Source organism: Lentzea chajnantorensis (assembly GCF_054300775.1).
On sequence record NZ_JBSDZT010000002.1, the window covers coordinates 5,641,907 to 5,663,776 of the forward strand.

At 72.1% G+C, this 21,870-nt stretch carries 15 protein-coding genes; 7 read left to right on the top strand and 8 right to left on the bottom strand.

Annotated elements, in window-relative coordinates:
- Positions 1-160 precede the first annotated feature (160 nt).
- Both ACVDFE_RS27635 and ACVDFE_RS27640 read left to right on the top strand, forming a co-directional pair.
- Positions 161-2,335 carry a hypothetical protein gene (locus ACVDFE_RS27635; protein WP_458432416.1) on the top strand — a complete coding sequence of 725 codons (2,175 nt, stop codon included), beginning with the start codon at positions 161-163 and terminating at the stop codon, positions 2,333-2,335.
- A gap of 159 nt (positions 2,336-2,494) precedes the next feature.
- Entirely contained in the window at positions 2,495-4,009 is a 1,515-nt protein-coding gene (locus ACVDFE_RS27640; protein ID WP_458432417.1) for a hypothetical protein, read from the top strand.
- A gap of 21 nt (positions 4,010-4,030) precedes the next feature.
- Here ACVDFE_RS27640 and ACVDFE_RS27645 read toward each other — a convergent pair whose 3' ends face one another.
- The 3 genes from ACVDFE_RS27645 to ACVDFE_RS27655 form a co-directional block, all read right to left on the bottom strand.
- Entirely contained in the window at positions 4,031-4,576 is a 546-nt protein-coding gene (locus tag ACVDFE_RS27645) for a hypothetical protein (RefSeq protein WP_458432418.1), read from the bottom strand.
- A 205-nt stretch (positions 4,577-4,781) separates the two neighbouring features.
- A complete protein-coding gene (locus tag ACVDFE_RS27650; protein ID WP_458432419.1) occupies positions 4,782-5,000 on the bottom strand; it encodes a hypothetical protein in 219 nt (72 codons plus the stop codon).
- Between the two features lie 198 nt (positions 5,001-5,198).
- On the bottom strand, positions 5,199-8,159 hold the full coding sequence (locus ACVDFE_RS27655; RefSeq protein WP_458432420.1) for a BTAD domain-containing putative transcriptional regulator: 2,961 nt from the start codon (positions 8,157-8,159) through the stop codon (positions 5,199-5,201).
- A gap of 258 nt (positions 8,160-8,417) precedes the next feature.
- Between ACVDFE_RS27655 and ACVDFE_RS27660 the strand changes: the two genes are divergently transcribed.
- On the top strand, positions 8,418-9,650 hold the full coding sequence (locus ACVDFE_RS27660) for a nucleotide sugar dehydrogenase (RefSeq protein ID WP_458432421.1): 1,233 nt from the start codon (positions 8,418-8,420) through the stop codon (positions 9,648-9,650).
- A complete protein-coding gene (locus ACVDFE_RS27665; RefSeq protein WP_458432422.1) occupies positions 9,650-10,744 on the top strand; it encodes a hypothetical protein in 1,095 nt (364 codons plus the stop codon). Before ACVDFE_RS27660 ends, ACVDFE_RS27665 begins: the two co-directional genes overlap by 1 nt.
- A gap of 100 nt (positions 10,745-10,844) precedes the next feature.
- On the opposite strand, the gene ACVDFE_RS27670 is transcribed toward ACVDFE_RS27665, so the two are convergent.
- The 3 genes from ACVDFE_RS27670 to ACVDFE_RS27680 all read right to left on the bottom strand — a co-directional run bounded on the left by ACVDFE_RS27670 (position 10,845) and on the right by ACVDFE_RS27680 (position 16,771).
- Positions 10,845-12,878: an ATP-binding protein gene (locus ACVDFE_RS27670; protein WP_458432423.1), complete on the bottom strand. Its 2,034-nt coding sequence runs from the start codon at positions 12,876-12,878 to the stop codon at positions 10,845-10,847.
- A gap of 234 nt (positions 12,879-13,112) precedes the next feature.
- The gene (locus ACVDFE_RS27675) at positions 13,113-16,244 is read right to left on the bottom strand and encodes a GH92 family glycosyl hydrolase (protein WP_458432424.1); all 3,132 of its coding nucleotides are present in this window, start codon (positions 16,242-16,244) and stop codon (positions 13,113-13,115) included.
- Between the two features lie 287 nt (positions 16,245-16,531).
- Positions 16,532-16,771, bottom strand: a complete 240-nt coding sequence (locus ACVDFE_RS27680) for a hypothetical protein (protein ID WP_458432426.1) — start codon at positions 16,769-16,771, stop codon at positions 16,532-16,534.
- A 61-nt stretch (positions 16,772-16,832) separates the two neighbouring features.
- Between ACVDFE_RS27680 and ACVDFE_RS27685 the strand changes: the two genes are divergently transcribed.
- Genes ACVDFE_RS27685 through ACVDFE_RS27695 form a run of 3 tightly spaced genes read left to right on the top strand, consistent with a single transcriptional unit; the run spans position 16,833 to position 19,106 of the window.
- Positions 16,833-17,048, top strand: a complete 216-nt coding sequence (locus ACVDFE_RS27685) for a hypothetical protein (RefSeq protein ID WP_458432427.1) — start codon at positions 16,833-16,835, stop codon at positions 17,046-17,048.
- An 11-nt stretch (positions 17,049-17,059) separates the two neighbouring features.
- On the top strand, positions 17,060-18,415 hold the full coding sequence (locus ACVDFE_RS27690; RefSeq protein WP_458432428.1) for a DUF2867 domain-containing protein: 1,356 nt from the start codon (positions 17,060-17,062) through the stop codon (positions 18,413-18,415).
- A 19-nt stretch (positions 18,416-18,434) separates the two neighbouring features.
- Positions 18,435-19,106: an AIM24 family protein gene (locus ACVDFE_RS27695; RefSeq protein ID WP_360383842.1), complete on the top strand. Its 672-nt coding sequence runs from the start codon at positions 18,435-18,437 to the stop codon at positions 19,104-19,106.
- Between the two features lie 97 nt (positions 19,107-19,203).
- Here ACVDFE_RS27695 and ACVDFE_RS27700 read toward each other — a convergent pair whose 3' ends face one another.
- Both ACVDFE_RS27700 and ACVDFE_RS27705 read right to left on the bottom strand, forming a co-directional pair.
- Positions 19,204-19,665, bottom strand: a complete 462-nt coding sequence (locus ACVDFE_RS27700; RefSeq protein ID WP_458432429.1) for a YybH family protein — start codon at positions 19,663-19,665, stop codon at positions 19,204-19,206.
- Between the two features lie 75 nt (positions 19,666-19,740).
- Complete coding sequence (locus tag ACVDFE_RS27705) at positions 19,741-21,765, bottom strand: MGH1-like glycoside hydrolase domain-containing protein (RefSeq protein ID WP_458432430.1); 2,025 nt, start codon at positions 21,763-21,765, stop codon at positions 19,741-19,743.
- Between the last annotated feature and the right edge of the window lie 105 nt (positions 21,766-21,870).

Below are 21,870 nucleotides of genomic sequence, written 5' to 3' on the forward strand. Positions count from 1 at the left end.
GCCATCAGGGTTTACCCCTGATCCGCACCTGATTCGACCCTCAGGGCCGATCCGGCCCCCAGGGGGCAACGACGTCCACTGTGGACATATTTTTCACCGATGTGAACTGTCAAGTTATTGTCCTGTAACGGATCGTTGGACGCGCCTAGCATGTTCTCGCGTGACGACAGCCGACGAGATCGAGACCATGAAGGCGGCGGCGCGGCGACACGTTCTCGCGGTGCAGAGCTCCCCGCTGGTCAACGGCAAGGCGGGCCCGTTCCTCGAAGACCTCGCCGACCGGTGTCTCGACGACGACTTCCACGACGCGCTCAAGCACACCGCGGCACAGCACCGGCTCGACGGCGCGGCCGACATCGCCGCGCTGCACCGGCTCCTGACTGACAACGGGGTCGTGGCCGAGCGGAACGGCGTGGTCCGGTTCGTCCCCGACCGGATGGGCGACTTCCTCGCCGCGTGCCGCGCGGTCCACGAGGACGGGGGCAGGCTCCGCTTCTGGTTGCGTCAGAAGGCGTTCCTGCGTCCCGGTGGCGCGTGGCGGAAGAACAGCGGGGTCGCGCAGTACCAGGTGGCGCTGTGGTGGGACACGGCCGAGGCGATGCTGCGCAAGCGGCTCGACGCCCTGCTGAGCCCCAAGCACGCCGACACCCACGTGCACTTCGTCGCCGAACTGCTCCACCGGCGCCTGGTACCCGCAGACGACCTGCGCGAGAAGACCGTCGGGGTGCTGCACGAGCAGCTCGCCGACCTCCGCAGGGAGGCCGGCGCGTGGCGGGCGTCGGTCGCCACGCTGCGCGAGCTCGAACCGGAGCAGACCGCCGACGCGCTGGAGCGGCTGGCCCGGCTGCGGAACCGGGACACGCCCTCCCTGCGCCGGTTCAACGCCGTCGAGGTGCTGACCGAGATGGACCCGGTGCGCGGTGAGCAGTGCCTGCGCCTGCTGGCGGGCACGCTCACCGGCGGGCGGACCGAGCGGCTGGACGTGGCCGGGCTGATCTGGCGCCAGGAGGCCGCACTCGGCCTGCACGCCTACCGCTGCCTCGCGGCCGACCCGGACATGGGCGACCGGCGGCTGGACGCGGCCAGGCTCAGCGGCGACACCGCGCTGTGGGCCGGTCTGATCGGCCGCGAGGGCACCCTGAGCGACGCGGCACGGCTCGCGCACCTCGGGCAGCTGGCCGAAGCCGACCAGGCCGAGGCCGTCAGGACCGCCGAACGGTTCGCGGACAGCGCGAGCACCGAGAACACACCGGTCGCGGTCGCCAGGGCGGTCCGCCCGTGGGACGCGCGGGTGGCGCTGCGCATCGCGGAGGGGGTCGCGTGGCCGCCCCGGCGCAAGATCGCCGGTCCCGTGCGGCTCGAGGCGGTGCACCTGATCGGCGACCTCGTGCCGTCCCGCCGCTTCTCCGACCTCGCCCGGCTCTCCCGCGAGGCGGAGGACGAGGAGACCCAGCTCGCCGCCGCGCTCTCCATCGTCAACCATGGCGGCCCCGTCACCGCGCTGCACGCCTTCGCCGCGAACCCGAAGAAGAGCCGCGAGCGCCGGCTGGTCGGCGCCCGCAGGATCTGCGAGGCCGAGCCGAAGTCCGGTGGCCTGCTGCTCATCGACATCGCCAAGACTCACAGGGCGGTGGACCGCGCCGGGGTCGACCTGCTCCTGGAAGCGCTCAAGTTCGCGGCCGGCCCCGCCGCCGAGGCGCTGGAGAAGGTCGCACGGGACACCGGCAGGCCTGCGGAGCTGCGCATCCTCGCCGTCGAGTCCGGCGCGTTCGACAAGGCGAAGTCCATCACGCTCTACGAGCTCATCGCGACCACCACCACCTCGGACAGGGACCTGATGCTCAAGGCCGCCCGCAAGGTCGTGGGCATGAAGAAGGACGCCGGCGAACAGCTGATGGCGCGGCTCGCCGAGCTGTTCCCCTCGGACATCTCCTTCCAGGTCAGCCTGCTGCGGGAGGCGGGCGGCCGGGGCAAGGGGAAGCTGCGGCAGATCGGCTTGTTCGCGCAGTCGGCGGACCACCGGCTGGACGCCGCGAAGGCGCTCGTGGGCATCGACCGGAAGTTCGCCGCCGAGGTGATCGACAAGATCGTGAAGAAGCGCCGTGCGGGCGAGGTCCGCATCGAGGCCGCCTGCCTGCTGCCCGGTGAGCAGCGGCTCAAGTGGTTGCTGCACGTCGTCGGCGACCTCGACACCGACGCGGTCCGCTTCGAGGCGGGGCGCAGGGCCGTGGAGGTGGACGAGGAGCGCGGGAAGGAGGCGCTGCGGAAGCTGGCGGAGGACCACCGGGTCTCCCGGCGCACGCGTGAGGAGATCAAGGCGTTCCTCGGCCGGTGAGGTGGTGGTTCCCAGCCGGAGCTGCCGGTCAGGCGACCTTCACCAGGCACCTCGGTGACCGGTGAGACCGGCTGACGGACGAACCCGCGTCTGTCCGCCGCGCTGATCCGACGCCGGGCCGAGTCGCTGCCGTGATCACGGGGACGCAGGCTGTCCGGCATGAGAGCTGGGGGATTCCTGCGCTGGGTGGCGCATCCGGTGTCGCTCGGGGCCGCCGCGGTCCTGCTGCTGAACGACCACGTGCTCAAGCGGGCGTGGCCGGGTCTCGTCACCGGCAAGCTGAGCGACGTCGCCGGTCTGGTGGTGGCACCGGCCGTGCTGGGCCTGCTGGCCGGCCTGTTCCGCGCGGGCCGGGCGGGTGCGGCGGCCGCGGTGGTGCTGACCGGTGCCGGGTTCGCGTGGGTCAAGACGACCGCGGTGGGCGCGGAGGTCGCGTCGGCGGCGTGGTCGCTCGTCAACGGCCCGTCGGTGGTGCTGGCCGACCCGACGGACCTGGTGGCGCTCCCGGCGCTCGGCCTCGCCTGGTGGACGTGGCGGCGTGCGGCCGCCGCTCCCCCGCTGCCCGACGGCCTCGCGCACCGGCTGCGGGTGGTGCTCGCCGTCCCGTTCGCGGTGCTGGCGGTCGGCGCGACCTCGGCGCCCTACGTCTCGCTGCCGGCCGTCGACTCCGTGCGGGCCGCGGACGGCGGACGGGTCGTGGTCGAGATCGAGGAGCGGTTCTACGGCTCCCCCACCGGCCTCGGCGGCTGGACCCCGCTGCCGCAGCCCCCGCCCGAACACCAGCTCCAGACCGAGGCGTGCGTGCCCGGCACCGCCGCACACTGCTACCGCGTGCACGGCGGCGGCGAGCTGGACCTCGACGAGACCCCGCCCCGTGGCGGCCGCCTGCTCGGCGTCGACGAGACGACCGACGGCGGCCGGACCTGGCGCACCGCCTGGGAAGTGCCGGCCGCGCGGTGGTCGTTCATCGAACGCCGGCACCTGATCCCCAGCGGCGTCGACCGCAGCTCCAAGATCGCCAGCGTGGACCTGCTGGTCCGGCAGGTGCCGGGCGGGCACGAGGTGTTCGTGGCCAACGGCGCCGAGGGCATGGCCGTCCGCGGCACCGACGGCACGTGGCGCGCCGTGCCGGTCGTGGTCCCCGCGACCGGACTGGACGTCCGCCCCTCCCCGCTCACCGGGTTCGGCCAGGCCATCGGGGACCACGTGCAGCACGCCGGCCTGGTCACCGCACTGGCCCTGCCGCTCGGCATGGCGGTGGCCGTCAGCCGGTCCCGCACCCGCCCCAAGACGTTGCTGCCGTTCGCCGCCCTGCTCGCGTCGTCCCTGCCGGTCGCCGGTTGGGTGAGTTTCTTCTTCACCACGGCGGACGAGACCACGCCCGCGCCGCTGCTCTACGCGCTCGGCGTGGCGGCGGTCGGCGTCACCCTGACCCTGGTCCAGGACTCCGTGCCCCGGCGTCGCGCCGTGGTGGTCGGTGTCGCCGCGGTGCTCGCGGGCGTCGCGTTCCTGGCCCCGCTGCTCGGCTGGACGGCCGGCTGGCCGGCCGACCACGACCTCGCCACGCAGCTGGGGCTGGTCACCGCGGTGGTGTGGTCGTTCGTGATGTGCGCGGCCGGGTGGTGGGCCGGTTCCGCTGCTCCGAACCGTCCCGAGTGGACTCCGTCGCGATAGGACAAGCGTTTGTGGACGCGGTCAGACCCCGGCCGGGCACACGTCGTTCTCCGCCGCGCCCCGGCGGCGCCGGTCGGCAGCGGTGTGCGCCAGCACGACGGCGGCCTTCTCGGGCGCGAGGAAGCGCAACCCCATGAAGTTGTCGCCGGTGCTGAAACCCGGCAACGCCCAGATCTCCTCGTAGGGCATCAGCACCGGCCAGTACCGTCGGAGGCTGTAAACGTTGCTCCACAAGCACTTCGAGGGATCGGGCCGCCACAGCCGGCGCGCGAACGCCGGGTCGCGGAACGAGTGCCCCACCTCGCCGATGGCCAGCACGTGCTTGCGGCCGGTGAGCAGCACGACGTCACCGGTGGTCACGGTGGCCATCCTGCGGTCGTGCTTGGCCGTCGCACCCCAGAACCGCGCCCGGCCACTCGGGTGCACGGCCGCCAGCCGCGCCGAGTCCGCCGGATCGGGGTCGAACGCGCGGAACTCGACCGCGCGTTCCAGCGAGTCGGCCCAGTGCCTGCGCGCTCCGGGTGTGCCGTACGAGGGCTGGATGAAGACCTGCACCACGGCTCTCACGCTACCCACGGTCGTCTGGAGGTCGGGCAGGACCCCTCGCTCCGGCGAGCGAGGTTCACTTCCACCTCGTTCTGTCAACGAGTGTCGTCGTCAAAGCTCTCCACCGGGGAGCTACTGCGCGGTAAGGTCAAAGCCCTGACTCGGGTACCGGCCGAGTCAGGGCCTTGACGTTGTGCTGATCCAGTGTTGCGCCCAGGGCGGTGGATCAGCCGAACTGCATGGAGTTCGTGGTCAGGCAGCGCCCGAACTGCATGGAGTTCGTGGCCAAGCTGGCCTCGGAAGCCGCGTGCGTTCCCGAGGGGTCGCTCGGTGCTGCCTGTGCGGCACCTGGGAACAGGCCCAGCAGGCCTGCCAGCACCACTCCAGCAGTGATTGAACCTTTAATCAACTGTGCCCTTCCAACAAGGACTTGCATGAACTTCATGCAGCCTCGTGATCTTCGCAGGCACCGTTGACTGATCTCCAAGCACCCCACCCTAAGCGATCATCTTGAAGCCTGATCAGGGGTATGGTCTAAACCAATCTTGGGCAAAGCGCACGCCGAGCCGACTCTTTCGAGTGAATCGAACTACTTTGCGTGGTTGCATTACTGAGCTGAATGACCGCTAAAAAGGTGAACACGCTATTCCAATCCGGTGAGCCTAGGCGCGATCCCACCACTGATCCGATCCTGAGTTTCGGATTGGGGGCGCGTCTGGGGCACCGGCGGTTGCGTGAAACCGGCGACCTCCCGGAGCTGGGCCTCGATGCCGTCCGCCCGCCGGTCCCCCAGGTCGTGGAAGGCGTCGGCGGCCAGCCGCCACCGCTGCACGGCGGAGTCGAGCTCGCCGCTCTTCCAGTCGATCTGCGCCAGCAGGTCGAGCGCGACCGCTTCGACCTCGCGGTCGCTGTCCTGGGACAGCTCCAGCGCACGGGACGCGTAGTGCCTCGCTCCGGCGAGGTCGGCGCTGTCCCTGGCGATGGCGCTGAGCAACGTCAGCACTGAGGCTTCGCCGACGCGCTTGCGCGCGAGCTGGAACATCCCGACGGCCAGGTGGCAGTGACCCAGGGCGCCCAGCGGCTGGCCTCGGCCGAAGGCCAGGCGGGCCAGGGCCAGGAGGCTGTCTCCCTGGCCGCTCGTGTCGCCCAGCCGTTCCCTCAGGTGCAGCGCCTGGTACAGGTAGGACGTGGCCTCGTCCAAGCGGTTGCCGCGCAGGCAGGTCTCGCCCAGCCGGTGCAGGATGCCGGCCTTGGTGTCCTCCCGCGCGGTGAGTGCGAGTGCCCGCTGGTACATCGTGATCGCGGTCGACACGGTCTCGGCTCCGCGCAGCCACTCGGCCTCGTTGCGCAGCAGGACGGCGAGCGTCTCGGGGTCGTCGCGGTCGCCGAAGAGCGCCCGCGCCTCGCGGAAGTACCGGTCTGCCGACTCGTAGTCGCGTCGCACCCGCATGAAGACGAATCCGGCGTTCTGCAGCGTGTCGATCAGCACGGTGTCGTCCCCGCACGCGCGGGCGGCCTCCACGCCGACCCTCATCACCGCCAAAAGTGAGTCGTAGCGCCCGTAGCGGTAGAACAGCTCGCCTACGCCGTTGGCCAACCTCCATGCGTGTTCCGGGTCGGCCACGGACTGGATCACAGCAACCAGCGCAGCTTCCTCCTGAAGGCACCACTGCGCGACATCGTTGTCATCGGCGAAGTCCCGCTCGCGCACGCCGGAGGGCATCGGCAACGTCGGTACCTCGCGCCGGAAGCCGAACAGGCGGCGGTCCGCGTTGTGCACGGCGCGCGTGTACCAGGCCAGCATCCGGCCGACCGCCGCCGCCCGCTCCTCCGGCTCCTCGTCCAGCTCGGCCCGTTCCGCCGCGAACTCGCGCAGCAGGTCGTGCAACCCGAAGCGGTCGTCGTCCTTCGCCTCGACCAGCCTCGTCCACACCAGGGCTTCGACCAGCTCACGCGCGTCCTCGCGGTCGGCACCGGCCAGCGCGGCCACGATGTCGAGCGACACCTCGCGCACGGGGTGCAGGCCCAGCAACCGGAACAGGTGCGCCTGCGCCTCGGTCAGGCTGCGGTAGGACAGCCGGAACGCGGCGCGGATGCTGCCGGACGAGCCGTTGCCCAGCGACAGCACCGCCCGGTCGCGCACCAGCAGCCGGACGAAGTCGTCGAGCGAGCGCCGGGGCTGCGCGGCGACCTGCTCGCCGATCAGCTGCATCGCGAGCGGCATGCCCGCCGCCAGGTCGGCGAGCCTCGCCACCGGGGCCACCTGTCCCCTGTCACCGAGCCGGTTCGCCATCCAGGTGATGATGTCGTTGCGCTCCAACGGGTCCACGGTCAGGCACCGGGCCCGGTAGTACACCGCCAGCTCGCTCAGCCGCGCTCTGCTGGTGATCAGCACCAGGCAGTTCGACAGGGCGGGCAGCAGCGGCCGGACGTGCTCGGCGTCCGCCACGTTGTCCAGCACCACCAGCATCCGCCGGTTCGCGAGGAGCTCGCGCAGCCGCGCCGTGCGGGCCTCGAGCGACGGGATCGAGTCCGCCGCGATGCCGAACGCCGCCAGGAGCTCCTTCACCACCTGGGCCGCCTCGACGCGCGGGCCGTCCGCCACGCCGTCCAGCGCGGCGAACCAGTAGCCGTCGGGGAACCGGGACCGCACCGACCACGCCCAGTGCACCGCGAGCGTCGTCTTGCCCACGCCCGGCGGCCCGTCGAGAGCGACGAGCCGGGGCTGCGGGTGCGGAACGACGAGGTCGGTCAGCTCCGCCAGCAGCTCCTGCTGCCCGACGAACGCGTCGGTGTCGTGCGGCAGGTACCGCGGTCGCGGGCCCTCGGCCACCGGTGCGCGCTGTCCCGCGTACCGGACACGCAGCTCCTCGTGGAACCGGTGCAGCTCCTCCTCGGAACCGTCGCCGATCTCGGTCTGGATCCGCCGCCGCACGTCGAGGTAGTACCGCACCGCCTCGACCCGCTTGCGCAGCCCGTACAACGCGATCAGCCGGTGGCGCGCCAGCATCACGTCCAGGTCGTGCGCCGGCTGGACCTCGTTGAGGTGGAACAACATCTGCTCGTGGCGGTCGAGCTTCCCCAGGCTGTAGAGCAGCCCGTTGACGGCCGTCAGGTACTGGTCGCGCAGGAACACTCGGCGCCGTTCGCGGGCCACGTCGCTGTCGAGGTCGGCGAGCGGCTCGTCGCCCAGCAACGCGATCGCCTGTTCCGACAGGGCGCACGCCCTCTCGTGGTCCGGCTCCGGCCGGTGCGCCGCGGACTTCGCCTCCCGCACGAGCTCGTCGAAGGCGAAGAAGTCGATCAGCGAGCGGTCGACCTCGAGCCGGTAGGCGCGTTCCTCGTTCGAGATGACCCCCGGCAGACCACGCGACTGCAAAGCGGACCGAATCCGCGTGATGTTGGTCTGCAACGTGCCGTACGGATTGGCGGGCGGCTCATCACCCCACACCCATTCCGCAATGGTGCGCACGGACAGCGACCTGTTCGCGTACAACAACAGAACGGCCAGCACGGCCCGCTCTTTCGGCTTGCCCCAGTCCGCGCTCAACCCGCCGGCTGTGCGCAGCCGCGTACGCCCGAGAATCCCGAATGCGATCTCCACCCGCGCCACCCCTCGCCAGGCGCATCTCCCGTCAAGCAGTGTGCCGCCTGCCGACCGCACTTTCCAGCATCGTTGTGAGTTCGAAGCCGGAAAGCGCAATGAAACCCGCGGAGTCCACGACGTGTGGAAAACGCCTTCCAACCATCCCCGCAACAGGCTCCCACCTGCGCGTTCTGCGCATTCACCGCACACGGAAAGCGATTCGAGCAGAGTCGTGCCGCACCTTGGTGTCCACAAATTCCGACCAGGAGGTGTGTTGTGGACGTTGTCGTCATCGGGCTCGGGTTCACCGGGCTCCCCACCGCGGTCGCCGCGGTCCGCGCCGGCATGACGGTGCTCGGGGTCGACGCGAGCCGGGAGCGGATCAGGGAGATCGCCGAACAGCGACCGGGCTGCGGGCGCGGCACGGTCGACGAGCAGGACCTGGGCGGTGCGCTCGCGAGCGGCCGCCTCCGGCTGCGGCACAGCGCGGACGGCATCCCGCACTCGGGGACCTACGTGCTGTGCGTGCCGACTCCCGCCGACCACCGCGGCAGGCTCGACGTGTCGATGCTGAACCAGGCCGCCGACGACGTGGCCCGGTCGATGCGGCCGGGTGCGCTGGTGCTGGTCCAGAGCACGTGCGCGCCCGGCACGGTCGAGGAGGTGCTGCTGCCGCGCATCGCCGCCATGTCCGGGCTGCGCCCCGGCCTCGACTTCCACCTCGCCCACTCGCCGGTGCGCACGGATCCGGGCAACGTCTCGGTGGACACCGTGCCGCGCGTCGTCGCCGGCCACACGCCCCGGTGCACCGAGCTCGCGGTCCGGTTCGTCGGCCGGGTCGCGGACCGCGTCGTGCCCGTCAGCTCCCCGCGCGCCGCCGAGCTCGTGAAGGTCTTCGAGAACACGTTCCGGATGGTGAACATCTCGCTCGCCTGCGAGCTGGCCGCGCTGTGCCGCGCCCAGCGGGTCGACGTCGACGAGGTGCTCGCCGCCGCGGGCACCAAGCCGTACGGCTTCCTGCGGCACCGGCCCGGCCCCGGCGCGGGCGGCGACTGCGTGCCCGTGTCGGCCGGGTTCTTCACGGCCAGCGCCCGCAGGTACGGCCTGCACTCGCCGGTCGTCGACGCGGCCATCGCGGTGAACGAAGCGATGCCCGCCCACACCGTGCACCGGGTGCGGGAAGCGCTCGCGGCCCGCGGCCTGCCACCCCTGCGGCGCTGCCGGGTGCTCGTGGCCGGCGTGACCTACAAGCCCGACACCGCCAACGTGCGGCAGTCCGCGGCGGTGCGCGTGCTCAACGAGCTCGCGGCCGAGGCGGAGGTCGCCTACCACGACCCGTACATCCCGGAACTGGTGCTGGACAACGGGACCGTGCTGCGCTCCCAGCCCGTCACGGCACCGGCCGACCTCGTGCTGGTCATGACCAGGCACGCGGCGAAGGACCCCGTGCGGCGCGCCGACGTCCCCGTCTTCGACTGCTCCTCCGGCGACCCGGTCGAGGTCGCGTGATGTGGGCACCGTTCGGCCAGGGCGCGGCACGGCGGGTGACCGTGCCGGACTGCCACCAGGTGCTCGTCCTCGTACCGCACGTGGTGGCGGGCACCCGGCTGATGGACGTGCTGACGTTGCTGGAGGCCGACCACCGCGTGCAGGTCGTGTGCACGGTGCCCACCGGCGCCCCGCCCGGCACCGAGGAGTTCGTGCTCGCCCGAGGCGCGCTGCTCGTTCCGTGGGCACAGGCGACGTGGCACCGGTTCGACCTCGTGCTCGCCGCCAGCCGCCAGGACGTGGACCGGGTGCACGGCCCGGTCCTCGTCCTGCCGCACGGCGCCAGCGCCGCGAAGTCCCGCCGGCTGCACGGGCACGGCCTCGACCGCGCCTCACTGACGCGCGCGGGCCGCGTGGTACCCGCCGCGATCGTGCTGGCCCACGACGACGAGCTCCGGTTGCTCGCCGACGCCTGCCCCGAGGCCCTGCCGCACGCGGTGGTGGCGGGAGACCTCTGCCTCGACCGGATGCGCGCCTCCCTGCCGTTGCGCGCGGAGTACCGCACGGCGGCGGGCATCGGCGAGGACGAGACGCTGGTGGCGGTGAGCTCGACGTGGTCGCCGTCGTCGACGTTCGGCAGCCGCCCCTGGCTGTACCGGGAGCTGCTGCGCGAGCACCGGGTCGCGGCGGTGCTCCACCCGAACATCTGGCAGGTGCACGGCGCCTGGCAGGTCCGGGCCTGGCTGGCCGACTGCACCGGCCTCGTCGTCGTGCCACCGGAGGAGGGCTGGCGGGCGGTCGTGGTCGCGAGCGACGCCGTCGTGGGCGACCACGGCTCCGTGACGCAGTACGCCGCGGCCCTCGGGATGCCGGTCGTCCTCGCGAGCAGCCCGCGGGTGCGACCGGACAGCTTCGCGGACCAGCTCGACCGGCACGCCCCGCGGCTCGACCACACCCGCCCCGTCCTGGAACAGGCCCGACGGGTGCCGCTCACGATCAGCTCCCGCCCCGGCGAGGCGGCGGCGATCCTGCGCCGCACGATGTACCGGCTGCTCGGGCTGACCGAACCGGCGCGCGCCTGCCGCACCGAACCGGTTCCGGTGCACCATGGCTGAGCACGGTGTCGCACGGGTCGGCGAGCTGCTCGTCGTGCACCTGAGCGCCGAGCCGAGGTGGCGGAACCTCGCCGACGTGCTGGTGGGCCCGCCGATGCCGTCAGTGCGGGTCGCGCTGGCCCTCGCCGCCCGCCTGGCCGGGAACCACGTGGGGTGCGGACTCGTGCTCGTGCCGGTCGAGGAGGGCTCGGATGCGCACCGCCGTGGGATCAGCGGGATCGCCGTAGCACGCCAGCGCGGAGCGGTAGTGGTCCCGCGCCTCCTCCGGGCTCCCCGCGAGCCCGGCCAGCACCAGGAACACGTCCGCGCGGTGGAAGGGTGACGTGCGCAGGTCGTTGCCCGCCGAGTCGAGCAACGACCGCGCCCGGTCGACCTGACCCGCCGCGGCGCAGGCACGAGCGAGGAACGTCCGCACCCGCGCCCGCTCGACGAGGTCGTCGAGCAGCTCCTCCGCCAGCTCCAGCTCCACGACCGCCTCGTCCACCCGGCCGAGCTCCAGCAACGCCTCACCGATGCGGCGCCGGGCCAACCCGGCACCGCGGTCCCGGCCGCGGTCGAGGCGCACGGCGAGCACCCGGCGGAAGCACTCCAGCGCCGCCTCCGGCGCACCCCGGCCGAGGTGCACCCGGCCGAGCATCGACAGGGCCGTCGTCTCGCTCACCGGGTCGTCCAGCCCGGCCGCCAGCACCGCGTCCAACTCGGCGACCGCCTCGTCGTACCGGCCCAGGTTGACGTACGCCATCGCGAGCCTGGTGCCGAGCCGGGCAGCGGCCAACGGCTGACCGCACTCCCGCGCCGCCGGGATCGCCAGGCGGTGGGTCTCCACCCAGTCCGTGTAGTAGTGGCGGTGCAGGAAGAGCGCCCACATCGGTTCGCACAGCTGCCAGACCAGCTCCGGCCAGCCACACGAGTGCGCGCAGTGCAGTGCCGCCACGAGGTTCACGCGTTCCCGTTCGAACCAGTCGAGGGAACCGCCCGGCATCGCCGCGATCGAGCCGTAGGCAGGCCCGACGCGCTGGTGGACCGGCATCACCGCGACGTCGGCCGAGACGGCCGCGGCCAGGTACCACTCCAGCACCCGCCTCAACCCCGGCTCACGGGCGGCGTCGGGCTTGCTCCGCGCGTGCGTCCGCAGCATGTCGTGGTAGCGGAACCGGTTGTCGGCGATCTCGGTGAGCAGGTTCTTCTCGACGAGCTCCTCGAGCGCGTCCTCGACGTCGCCCACCCGCTCGCCGACCATCGCGGCGGCCACCTCGGCGCCGAACCACGGCCCCGGCAACCAGGCGCACAACCGGTACAACCGCGCCTGCTCGACCGGGAGGTCCACATAGGACCGGTCGAGCACCGATCCGACCGACGCCGCCTCGTCCAGCTCCGGCAACCCGTCGTCGCGCAACTCGCACAGCTCCCGTCCGAGCGACCGCCGCGGCCGCGTCGACAGCCGCGCACCCACCACGGACAGCGCCACCGGCAACCCGCCGCACAACCGGGCCAGCTCCCCCGCCGCATCGGGTTCCGCGGCCGTCCGGCCGTCCTTGATGATCGTGTCGAGCAGCCGCACGGAGTCCGTCAGCCCCAACGGCTCCACCTCGACGAACCGGGCACCGTCGAGCCCCAGCGGGGTCAGCCGCCACCGGCTGGTCACCACGACCGTCCCCGCCGCCGGCAGCAGCGGCCGGACCTGCGCCGCGGACGCGGCGTTGTCGAGCAGCACCGCGAACACCCGTCCCGCCGTGGCCGACCGGAACATCGCCTGCCGCGCCGCCAGCGACTCCGGCACGTCCACCGCGCCCAGGGCGTGCAGGAACCACTCCAGCACCACCTCGGGAGCGGTCGGCCCCTCGGGTGCGTGCGCGCCCAGGTCGACGTAGAGCTGGCCGTCCGGGAACTCGGCTCGCCGGTCGTGCAGCCAGCGCAGCGCCAGCGACGTCTTCCCGACACCGCCGGGACCGCTGAGGACCAGCAACGGCCACCCGTCCAACGACGCCAACTCGTGCGCACGGCTGACGAAACACCGCGGTGCCGGCGGTAGCTGGAACGGCACCGGCGCGGATCGTCCGCCGTGCACGTGCACGACGCCGATCTGCCCCGCCTGCACCACCTGACCCGCGCTGCCCGACATCACATTTCGCACTGGACCGGCCTCCCCGCCGTTTCACGCTACGGCGTGGAGGCGGGTCAATCAGCCATCACACGGAGTGATTTTAATTCAGTCTACACTGAAGCAATCATCAAGATGGAGGTAACCTGGACCGGCGGCGTCCGCTGACGTCCGTGAGGAGAACGCCCGACGACACGGGGCCGTCGCGGTCGGTGCCGCCGGGACCGCGCGAGACGCTCGCGGACCTGCTGCAGCGCTACGAGGCCGTCACGCCGTGCCGATGGCGAACACGTGGAGCTGCCTGTCCACGGGCATGGTCACGCTCGCGATCACCTTGCCCTCCGGCGCGGCGAACGGCGCGGTGGCGAAGACGAACGCCGGTCCGGTGGCGCCGCGCGGAACGTTGCGGTAGCGGGGGTGCGCGACGACGGTGTTGCCGAACACCGGGGTGTCGGGCTTGCCGCCGGGCAGGACCCAGTCGCCGAACGACAGGTCCGCCGGTGCCGTGGTGCCGTCGGTGAACGTGACGGTGGCCGTGCCGCGGTGGTCGCCGTTGGTGGCGGCGCCGATGAACGTCAGCCGTGTCGGGCCGCCGGTCAGGGTCACGGTCTGGCCGTCGGCGGCGACGTTGTCCGGGCGGCCGGGCGGGGTGGCGGGCCAGGTGAACGTCGTGCCGGCGACCTCGGCGCGTGTGCCGCCGGTCAGGCCTGCCTCGGCGAGGGCCTGGCGGGAGTGGCTGTTGCCGGCGCCGTCCAGGTTCGCCTGCGACCTGTCGTCGTCGTCGGAGACGCCGGTGTTGCCGTAGCGGGTGACCAGGCTGCCTTCGGGGGCGACGAGCACGGTGACCGCGGTGGTCACGGTGTGGTGCTCACCCCTGATGGTCAGCGGGACGTCGTGGTAGCCCTCGGGTGCGGTCGCGCTCACCTGGAGCTTCACCTGGCCGTCGGCGAGCGGGAACCGCTGCGGGCCGGTGACGGTGATGCCGGCGGGCGGTGCGCTGGTGACGGACAGCGTGCGGTCGTCGCCGGCCAGCCTGCGCGCGGACACGGTCAGCTCGGCGGTGCCGCCGGGGTGCACGGTGACCAGGTTGTCGGCGCTCGCGAGGAAGTCGTGCTCACCGTCGCGGTAGGACGGTGGGGCCGCGTCGGCGCCGGTGGCCCAGCCGCGGTCCGGGGTGGTGCCCAGGTCGAAGTCGAGCCGGCCGCCGGTGCGGAGCAGGTCGCGCGGCAGGCCGGTGCGCTCGTGGTCGCGGCCGTCGAGGTGCAGGGCGTGCACGTACGGCGCGGTGGCGGAGGCCTTGGGCGCGGTGATGGTCAGGTCGCGGCCGGGCAGGTCGAGCACGATCCGCGGGAACAGGGGGCTGTGCACGGCCAGGTCGGACGTGCCGGGTGTCGCGGGGTACAGGCCCAGCGCGGCCCAGACGTACCAGGAGGACTGGGCGCCGAGGTCGTCGTTGCCGGGCTCGCCGTCCGGGGTGGCGTCGAACAACGTCGTCATGATCTGCCGGACCACCTGCTGGGTGCGCCACGGGCGGCCGGTGTGGTTGTAGAGCCACGGGATGCCGAACGCGGGTTCGTTGCCCGCCCACATGTACGGCTCTGACGGGCCGGCGTTGAGCTTGGTGGTGAACGCGTCCAGGCGCGCCGCCGCGGCGTCGTGACCGCCCATCGCGGTGATCAGGCCGGCCGGGTTGTGCGGCACCATCCACGTGTACTGCACCGCGTTGCCCTCGTCGAAGCCGTCCTGGCCGAAGCCGCCTGCCGACGGGGGCCACGCGGGACCGTCCGGGAACCGGCCGGCGCCGTCGCGCGGCTGGACGTGCGCGGTGGCGGGGTTGAACAGGTTCTGCCAGTTCTGGCCCCGCCTCGCGAACTCGGCGGCCGTCGCGCGGTCACCGGCGGCCTGCGCGAGCTGGGCGATGGCGAAGTCGGCGACCGACCACTCCAGGGTGATCGAGGCACCGGCCCGCGCGTGGTCGCCGCGGGCAACGTCGGTGTTGGGCAGGTAGCCGCGCCGCACGTACTCGTCGATGCCCGGCCGTTCCCGGTAGCCGCCCGGTGTGGTGTCGACGCTGGTCGCGCCCTTGACCAGGTACTTGAGCGCGGTGGCGAGGTCGAAGTCGCGCGCGCCGTAGGCGTGCAGGTTCGCGATCAGCGGGACCGAGCTGTCGCCGGTCATCTGGGCGGTGTGGTCGTTGGCGAGCGGCCAGCGCGGCCACCAGCCGCCCTGCACCGCGTCGTTGACCAGCGACTGCGCCATGTCGCTCGCCTGCCGCGGCCACAGCATGGCGTGCAACGGCGCGAGGCTGCGGTAGGTGTCCCAGTCGGAGAAGTTGGCGTACTGGGTGCGGCCGGCGGGCAGCGTGTGGACCTGGTCGTCGAAGCCGGTGTAGCGCCCGTCCACGTCGTTGAACGTGTTGGGGTGCATCAACGAGTGGTACAGCGCGGTGTAGAACGTCTTCAGCTCGTCGGCGTTCGTGCCCGCGACGCGGATCTTGCCGAGCTCGGTGCGCCACCGCGCCCTGGTGTCCGCTCGCACCCGGTCCGCGTCCCAGTCGGGCACCTCCTGCACCATGTTCCGCTTGGCGCCGTCGACGTCGACGTAGGACAGCGCGACCTTGGCCTTCACCTGCCCCGCTGGGAAGCTCAGGTAGGCACCGGCCCGCGGCGCCCGGACGCTGCCGCTGCCCGGCGTGACGGTGCTGCCGTCCCAGGTGCCCTTCGCGGTGAACGGCCGGTCGAACGTGATGGCGTAGTAGACGGTGTACCTGTTGGCCTTGCCGCAGAAACCGCCGGTGCTGGCCGAACCGGTGACCGTGGTGTCGTTCTCGACGGTGAGGTCGGCCGCGGAGTTGCCCGAGAGGCTCGCGCCGCCCTTGACCAGCACGTGCCCGTCGGCGGGGAGCGTGAATGTCGCGAGAGCGGTGCGGGTGGTGGCGGTCAGCTCGGCCCGGACCCGCGAGTCCTCCAGCGTCACCGCGTAGTGGCCGGGTTCGGCCTGCTCGCTGCTGTGCCGGAAGGTCTCCACCCGGTCCCAGGGCTGCTCCCCCACGGCGCCGGTGACCGGCAGGATCGGCACGTCACCGAACACGCTGCACCCCGCGCTGGCGTGCGTGAGGCTGAACCCCCGGATCTTGTCGCTGTGGTACTGGTAGCCGGCGTACGAGCCGAGGGTGTCCGGCGAGAACTGCACCATGCCGAACGGCACGGACGGGCCGGGGAAGTTGTTGATCTCGCCGACGGCGGCACCGGCCTTCCCGGTGCCGATGAACGGGTCGACGTGGGCGGTCGGGTCGGCGACCAGCGGTGGCGGGGGCTGGGGCTGGGGCTGCGCCGACGCGGCCAGCGGGACCACCAGGAGGAACGCGGCTGCCAGACCCACCACTCCGCTGCTGCGCATGTATCGGAACGTTCCGCAGACGTGGAGGGCTGTCAACGTTGTCGGCGGTGATTTGACCGGTTCGGGACAGGCCGTCCTCGTTGATGGGGCACGGCCAGCGGGATGCGGCGATCTGCGGGAGCAGCGGCCCGCATTGGTGGGAGGTACCCGATGGTCCCGGCTGCCAACCGCGCCGTCGCTCCTTCGTGGAGGGACGATTGCGCTCACCCGAAAGTGGGCACGTCTTGCGCGTGACGACCGACCACGATGACCTCCTGCACGCGCACCTCGACCGTGAGGCGCAGGAGTTACTGGATCCGCACCACCACCGGGCGAGCGCCCACCTCGGCGACAGGTTCGTCGTCGACCCCGCGCAGGTGCTCGCGAACGTCGCGATGGCCATGGAACGCCTCGACCTCGACATCGCCACACCGGTCAGCATCGAGGACGACGTCGCGACGCTCGACGAGCTGGTCGCGATGGTCGACCACTTCGGCAAGGGGGCCGAGCTGCATCGCCCACGCGCTCAACACGGCGGCGCGGGTCACGACCGCCCGCTACCCCGCAGAGCTCGTCCGCCACCCGCTGCCGCCCGACTGCGACCTGCGCATGCTGTTCCACGCCGAAGTGGACGAACGCAGCCAGGACGTGGCACGCGCGGTGTTCAACCGGCGGCTGGCCGAGCCGGCGGACGTGCGGGAGACGGAGGTCGCGGTCGACCTCGACGGCCTCACGTCGCAGCAGCAGATCGAGGTGTTCATGGCGGTGTTCTTCCTGTACGGCATCAAGGTCGGGGCGTTGCAGAACAGAACCGGCATCCGGTGAGGTGCCTCGTCATGGGCGCGACCGGGCACCTGGGGTCGCGCCTCGTGCCGGAGCTGCTGCGGCACGGCCACGACGTGGCGGTGCTCGTCCGCGACGGCACGCAGGCGGCCCGGTTCCCCACGAACGTGCTGGTGCACGTCGGCGACGCCACGCACCCGCACGTGGTCGGGGAGGCCGTGACCGGCTGTGACGTCGTGTACTTCCTGGTGCACTCGCTGGACCGTCCCGACTTCGCCGAGGTCGACCGCGAGGCCGCCGCGGTGCTCGTCACCGCGGCGGCGGACGCGGACGTGCGGCAGGTCGTCTACGTCGGCGGGCCGCGACCCGACTCCCCCGGCCTGTCCGCGCACCTCGCGTCCCGGGCCGAGGTCGGTGACGTCGTGGTCGCGGGACCGGTGCCCGCGCTCGTCATGCAGGCGTCCATGGTCATCGGGGCCGGTTCGGCGAGCTTCGAGCTGCTGCGGTCCTCGGCGCGGCTCACGCCGTGGGTGCCGGTGCCGTCGTGGATGCACAACACGAGCAGGCCCGTCGCGGTCCACGACGTCGTGCACTTCCTCGGGGCCGCCGCTGACCTGCCGGAACCGGTCGACGGCGTGTTCGACGTCCTCGGGCCCGAGCAGCTCAGCTACCTGGAGCTGGTGCAGCGGTGCGCGCGGGTGCTGCGACTGCCCGTGCGCCTGCCGCTGCCCGCACCGCTGTGGTCGCACAAGCTGGCCGCACAGGTCGCCGGGCTGGTGACACCGGTGTCCGCGGCCGTCGCGGAACCGCTGTTCGCCTCGCTCGACCACGACCTCACCGCGACCTCTCCCCCGGTCACCGACGTGCTGCCCGCACCGCCCGGCGGTCTGACCAGTGTGGACAACGCCATCCGCGCCGCGACCACCCCGGTGGACGAGCGCACCGACGGCGAGGTGTTCACCGAGGAGCGGACTGTCCTGACCGACGCGGCACCGGAGGACGTGTGGCGCACGGTGAACGCGCTGGGCGGCAAGGACGGCTGGCACACCATCCCCCTCGTGTGGACGGTCCGGGGCGCGATCGACCACCTGTTCGGCGGCATCGGCCTGTACCGCGGCCGGGCACCCGAGGTCGGCGAGGGTGACGTGGTCGACTTCTGGACCGTCGTGCACCGCGACGACGACGCGCGGCAGCTGGTGCTGCGGGCGGACATGAAGATGCCCGGTCACACCCTGCTCGACATGCGCGTGGACCGCGCGGGCGACCGCACCCGGTACCGGCAGAAGATCACGTTCACCGCCGAGGGGCTGCTCGGCCGGCTGTACTGGGTGGCGCAGAAACCGTTGCACGACATCGTGTTCGCCACAATGGCACGCGGAATCGTCCGAAAGGCGTGCACGCGCCCATGATCACCTGCATGATTCCCGCATGCGCAGCTCACTGTTCAACCACCAGGAACGGTCCGTCGAGCCGGGAAGCTTCCAACTGCAGAACGAACGCATGCTGAAGGTGGACCTCACCGGCAGCGGCGGTCACTTCTTCGCCAAGCAGGGCTCCATGGTCGCCTACCAGGGCGACGTCGACTTCGCCTACGAGGGCGCCGGCGGCCTCGGCAAGCTGTTCAAGAAGGCGTTCACCGGCGAGGGCATGTCGCTGATGAAGGTGTCGGGCAGCGGGGACGTGTTCCTCGCCCAGGACGCCGACGAGATCTTCGTGCTGTACCTGGAGAACGAGTCCGTCACCGTCAACGGCAAGAACGTCCTCGCCTTCGACAGCACGCTGACGTGGGACATCAACCGCACCGAGGGCGCGTCGATGCTCAGCGGCGGCCTGTTCAACACCACGTTCACCGGCACCGGTGCGCTGGCCGTCACCGCCTACGGCACGCCGGTCGTGCTGAACGTGGACGTGCCGACGTTCGTCGACATGCAGTCCGCCGTGCTGTGGTCGACCTCGCTGCAGTCGTCGATCCGCAAGACCGCCAAGCTCGGCGCGGTCATCGGCCGCGGCTCGGGTGAGGCCTACCAGCTCGCGCTGTCGGGTCAGGGCATCGTCGTCGTGCAGGCGTCCGAGGGCCACCCGGTGCCGACCGCGCAGTGACGGACACCCGGCTGAGCGGCCTTGCCGCTCAGCCGCCCGGCCGCCACGGACACCGCGATGTGCGGGGTGAGGACACGCTTCGGACCAGGTGCTCCCGTCATCCCAGCCGTTCCAGCACCTCGGCGTCCTGGACGGGGTCCAGCACCTCGGTCGAGTTGTGCTCGCGGACGATCCGCCACCCGTCCGGTGTCCGGCGCCAGACCAGCGAGGTCGTGGTGCGGATGTGCGTGACCTGCTCGTGCGTCACGATCCGCGCCACGAACCGCAGCGTGGACGCGGCCAGGTTCCCGTCGGCGATGACGTGCGGGCCGTCGTCGATCACGTGGTGCGCCGAGGTCGTGGTGCGGAAGGCGGGTTCCCAGATCGCGCCGTACCCGGCGGCCGAGGTGGCGACCCGGTGCCCGGGGTCGAAGTCGTCGTAGAGGCGGACGTCCGGTGAGCCGAAGTCGTAGAGCTCGCCGAAGACGCGCCGGAAGTCGAAGGGCTCGTCCCCCTCGCGGCGGTCCCAGCCGAACACCCACCGCTCGTGCTGGTCCGCGATCACCTGTGCAGCGTTCATGATCTCGACGGTAGGACCGCGCACGCGCGCCCGGCAGGGTGCGTCACACCCACCCAGCCGGTGGGTCACCTCCGCTCAGGCGCCGCGGCAGGCGAGCCAGTCGAGGTTGATCGCACCGGTGTCGCCGGCGCCGTACGAGAGCGTGACCACCGGGTCGCGGCCGGTCAGCGGGACGTCGTCGAACGTCACGGTGCCCCAGGCGTCCCAGCTGTCGGAGACCTTCGGGAAGCTCACCTGGCGCACGGCCCGCCCGTCGACCGACAGCGTCATCGTGCGGGCGTCGCCGTGAGCGTTCGCGTACCGCAGGGTGAGCGCGCCCGAGCCCAGCTCCGCCGTCGTGCGGTGCAACGTGAACGACGACGCGGCGCCCTGGGCCCACAGCCCGTCGAGGAACGCCCGGCCGGAGTAGCCGGTGTGGTTCACGTTCGTCTTGACGCCACCGGTGTTGTGGGCGTCCTCGGCCTCCAGGTGGATGGGTGCCGGGCAGCCGGAGACCGGGCCGGCGGTGTCGGCGCAGCGGTCCCGTGCGTCGGTGACGCCGTCACCGTCGCGGTCGCCGTCGGTGGCTCCCGTCAGCGTGATCTCGACGGTGTGCGCACCCGTGAGCGTGGCGGGCACCTCGGCGCGCGACGGCCGGCCGTCGACCGTGACCGAGCGGATCGTGGAACCCGCGCCGCGCAGGGAGATCGTGAGGTCGGCGCCGCGGTAGCGCACGTCGCGCAGGGTCACGTCGCCCCAGCCCGCGGGCAGGTTCGGCGCGAACGTGAGCCCCCGGTCGGTGTACCCGAGGCCGAACAGTCCGGTGTGGACCATGTCCAGGAACGCCGTGGCTGACCACGTCTGGTCGGGTTCGGAGCCCCAGTGGAACTTCACCGCGTCCCCCAGCCGCTGGTAGCCGCCGTCCACCACACCTGTGGTGCCGTTGTAGACCTCCCAGAAGCCGCTGTTGTTCACGGCGAGCTTCGCGAGGCGGGCGGTCTCGGCGGCGAACCGGTTCGCGTCGCCCTGCCGGGCCAGCGCCTTGGCCCACAGGCCCTGCACGAGCGGCCAGACGATCGCGTTGTGGCGGCCGGGCTGGGCGTCGGAGTAGCGGTCCCAGTGCGGGAACGTGTCGGGCATCCCCCACGTCATGCCGCGGGCGTTCGCGACGATCGACCGCGCCTGCGCCGGGCTCGCGATGCCGAAGAGGATCGCGAACGCGAGCCCGGTGCCCTCCTGGTGGGCGCCGCGGGTGCCGTCGGCGAGCAGCTGGTAGTCGTACCGGCCGGTCGCCGGGTTCCAGAAGTGCCGGTTGATCGCGGCCTTGAGCGCGACGGCCTTGGCGCGGTGCGCGGCGGCCTGCTGCGGCAGCCCCAGCCGGTCGGCCATGTCCGCGGCACCGGTGTAAGCGGCGTAGTAGACCTCGTTGGTGCTCAGGTACATGCCGCTCGCGATGCCCGGCCACGGCATGCTGCCGGTGCTGACCGACTCGGTCGCGTCGGCGGGCGGCGCGGGGTAGCCGGCGATGCCGTCGTTGAAGAACGACGCGCCGGTGAACAACCCGTAGGTGCGGTTGAAGCCGGCGCTGCTCGCGTTCTCCCGGATGGCGAGGGTGTTCGCGGCGGTGCGGTGGGCGTGGGCGAGGAACTCCCGGTCGCCGGTGACGAGGTAGTGGTGCCACGCGGCGGTGACCCAGACGACCTGGTCCCACTGCTGGTCGTCCTGCTGCACCCGCAGCGCACCGGTGGAGTCCTTGTCCACCACCGCCCAGAGCGTGTTCTCCGCGAGGGCCGGGTCCAGCAGGCTCGTCGCGTTCCAGCTGTTGATCGACGCGTCGCGCGTCCACGGCTGCTCGTACCCGCCGCCCGCGCGGACGATGCCGGTGCCGGGGTCCAGCAGGCCGCTCTTGTTGTAGCGGGAGTCGTAGGCGATGGTGTTGCGGCGCAACAGGTTGTCCAGCGCGGTCGCGTAGGCGTTGCCGTACAGCGCCTGGCTGTGCGGGTTGGCGAACCGCAGTGACGGCGGTGTGACCACCGCCGCGGCCGGTGTGGCGGCCGTGACCGCGCCGCTCACCACCAGCAGGGCCAGGAGGACATGTCCGATCCGCCGCCGGGGACCCATCCGCCGCACCTCCCTCGGCACCGGACCCGTCCGGAGCCGATCAGCAGTGCACCACGGGAACGCTCTCACGGACCGTGCCGGAGAAGATCCTGTCCGCTTCTGTCA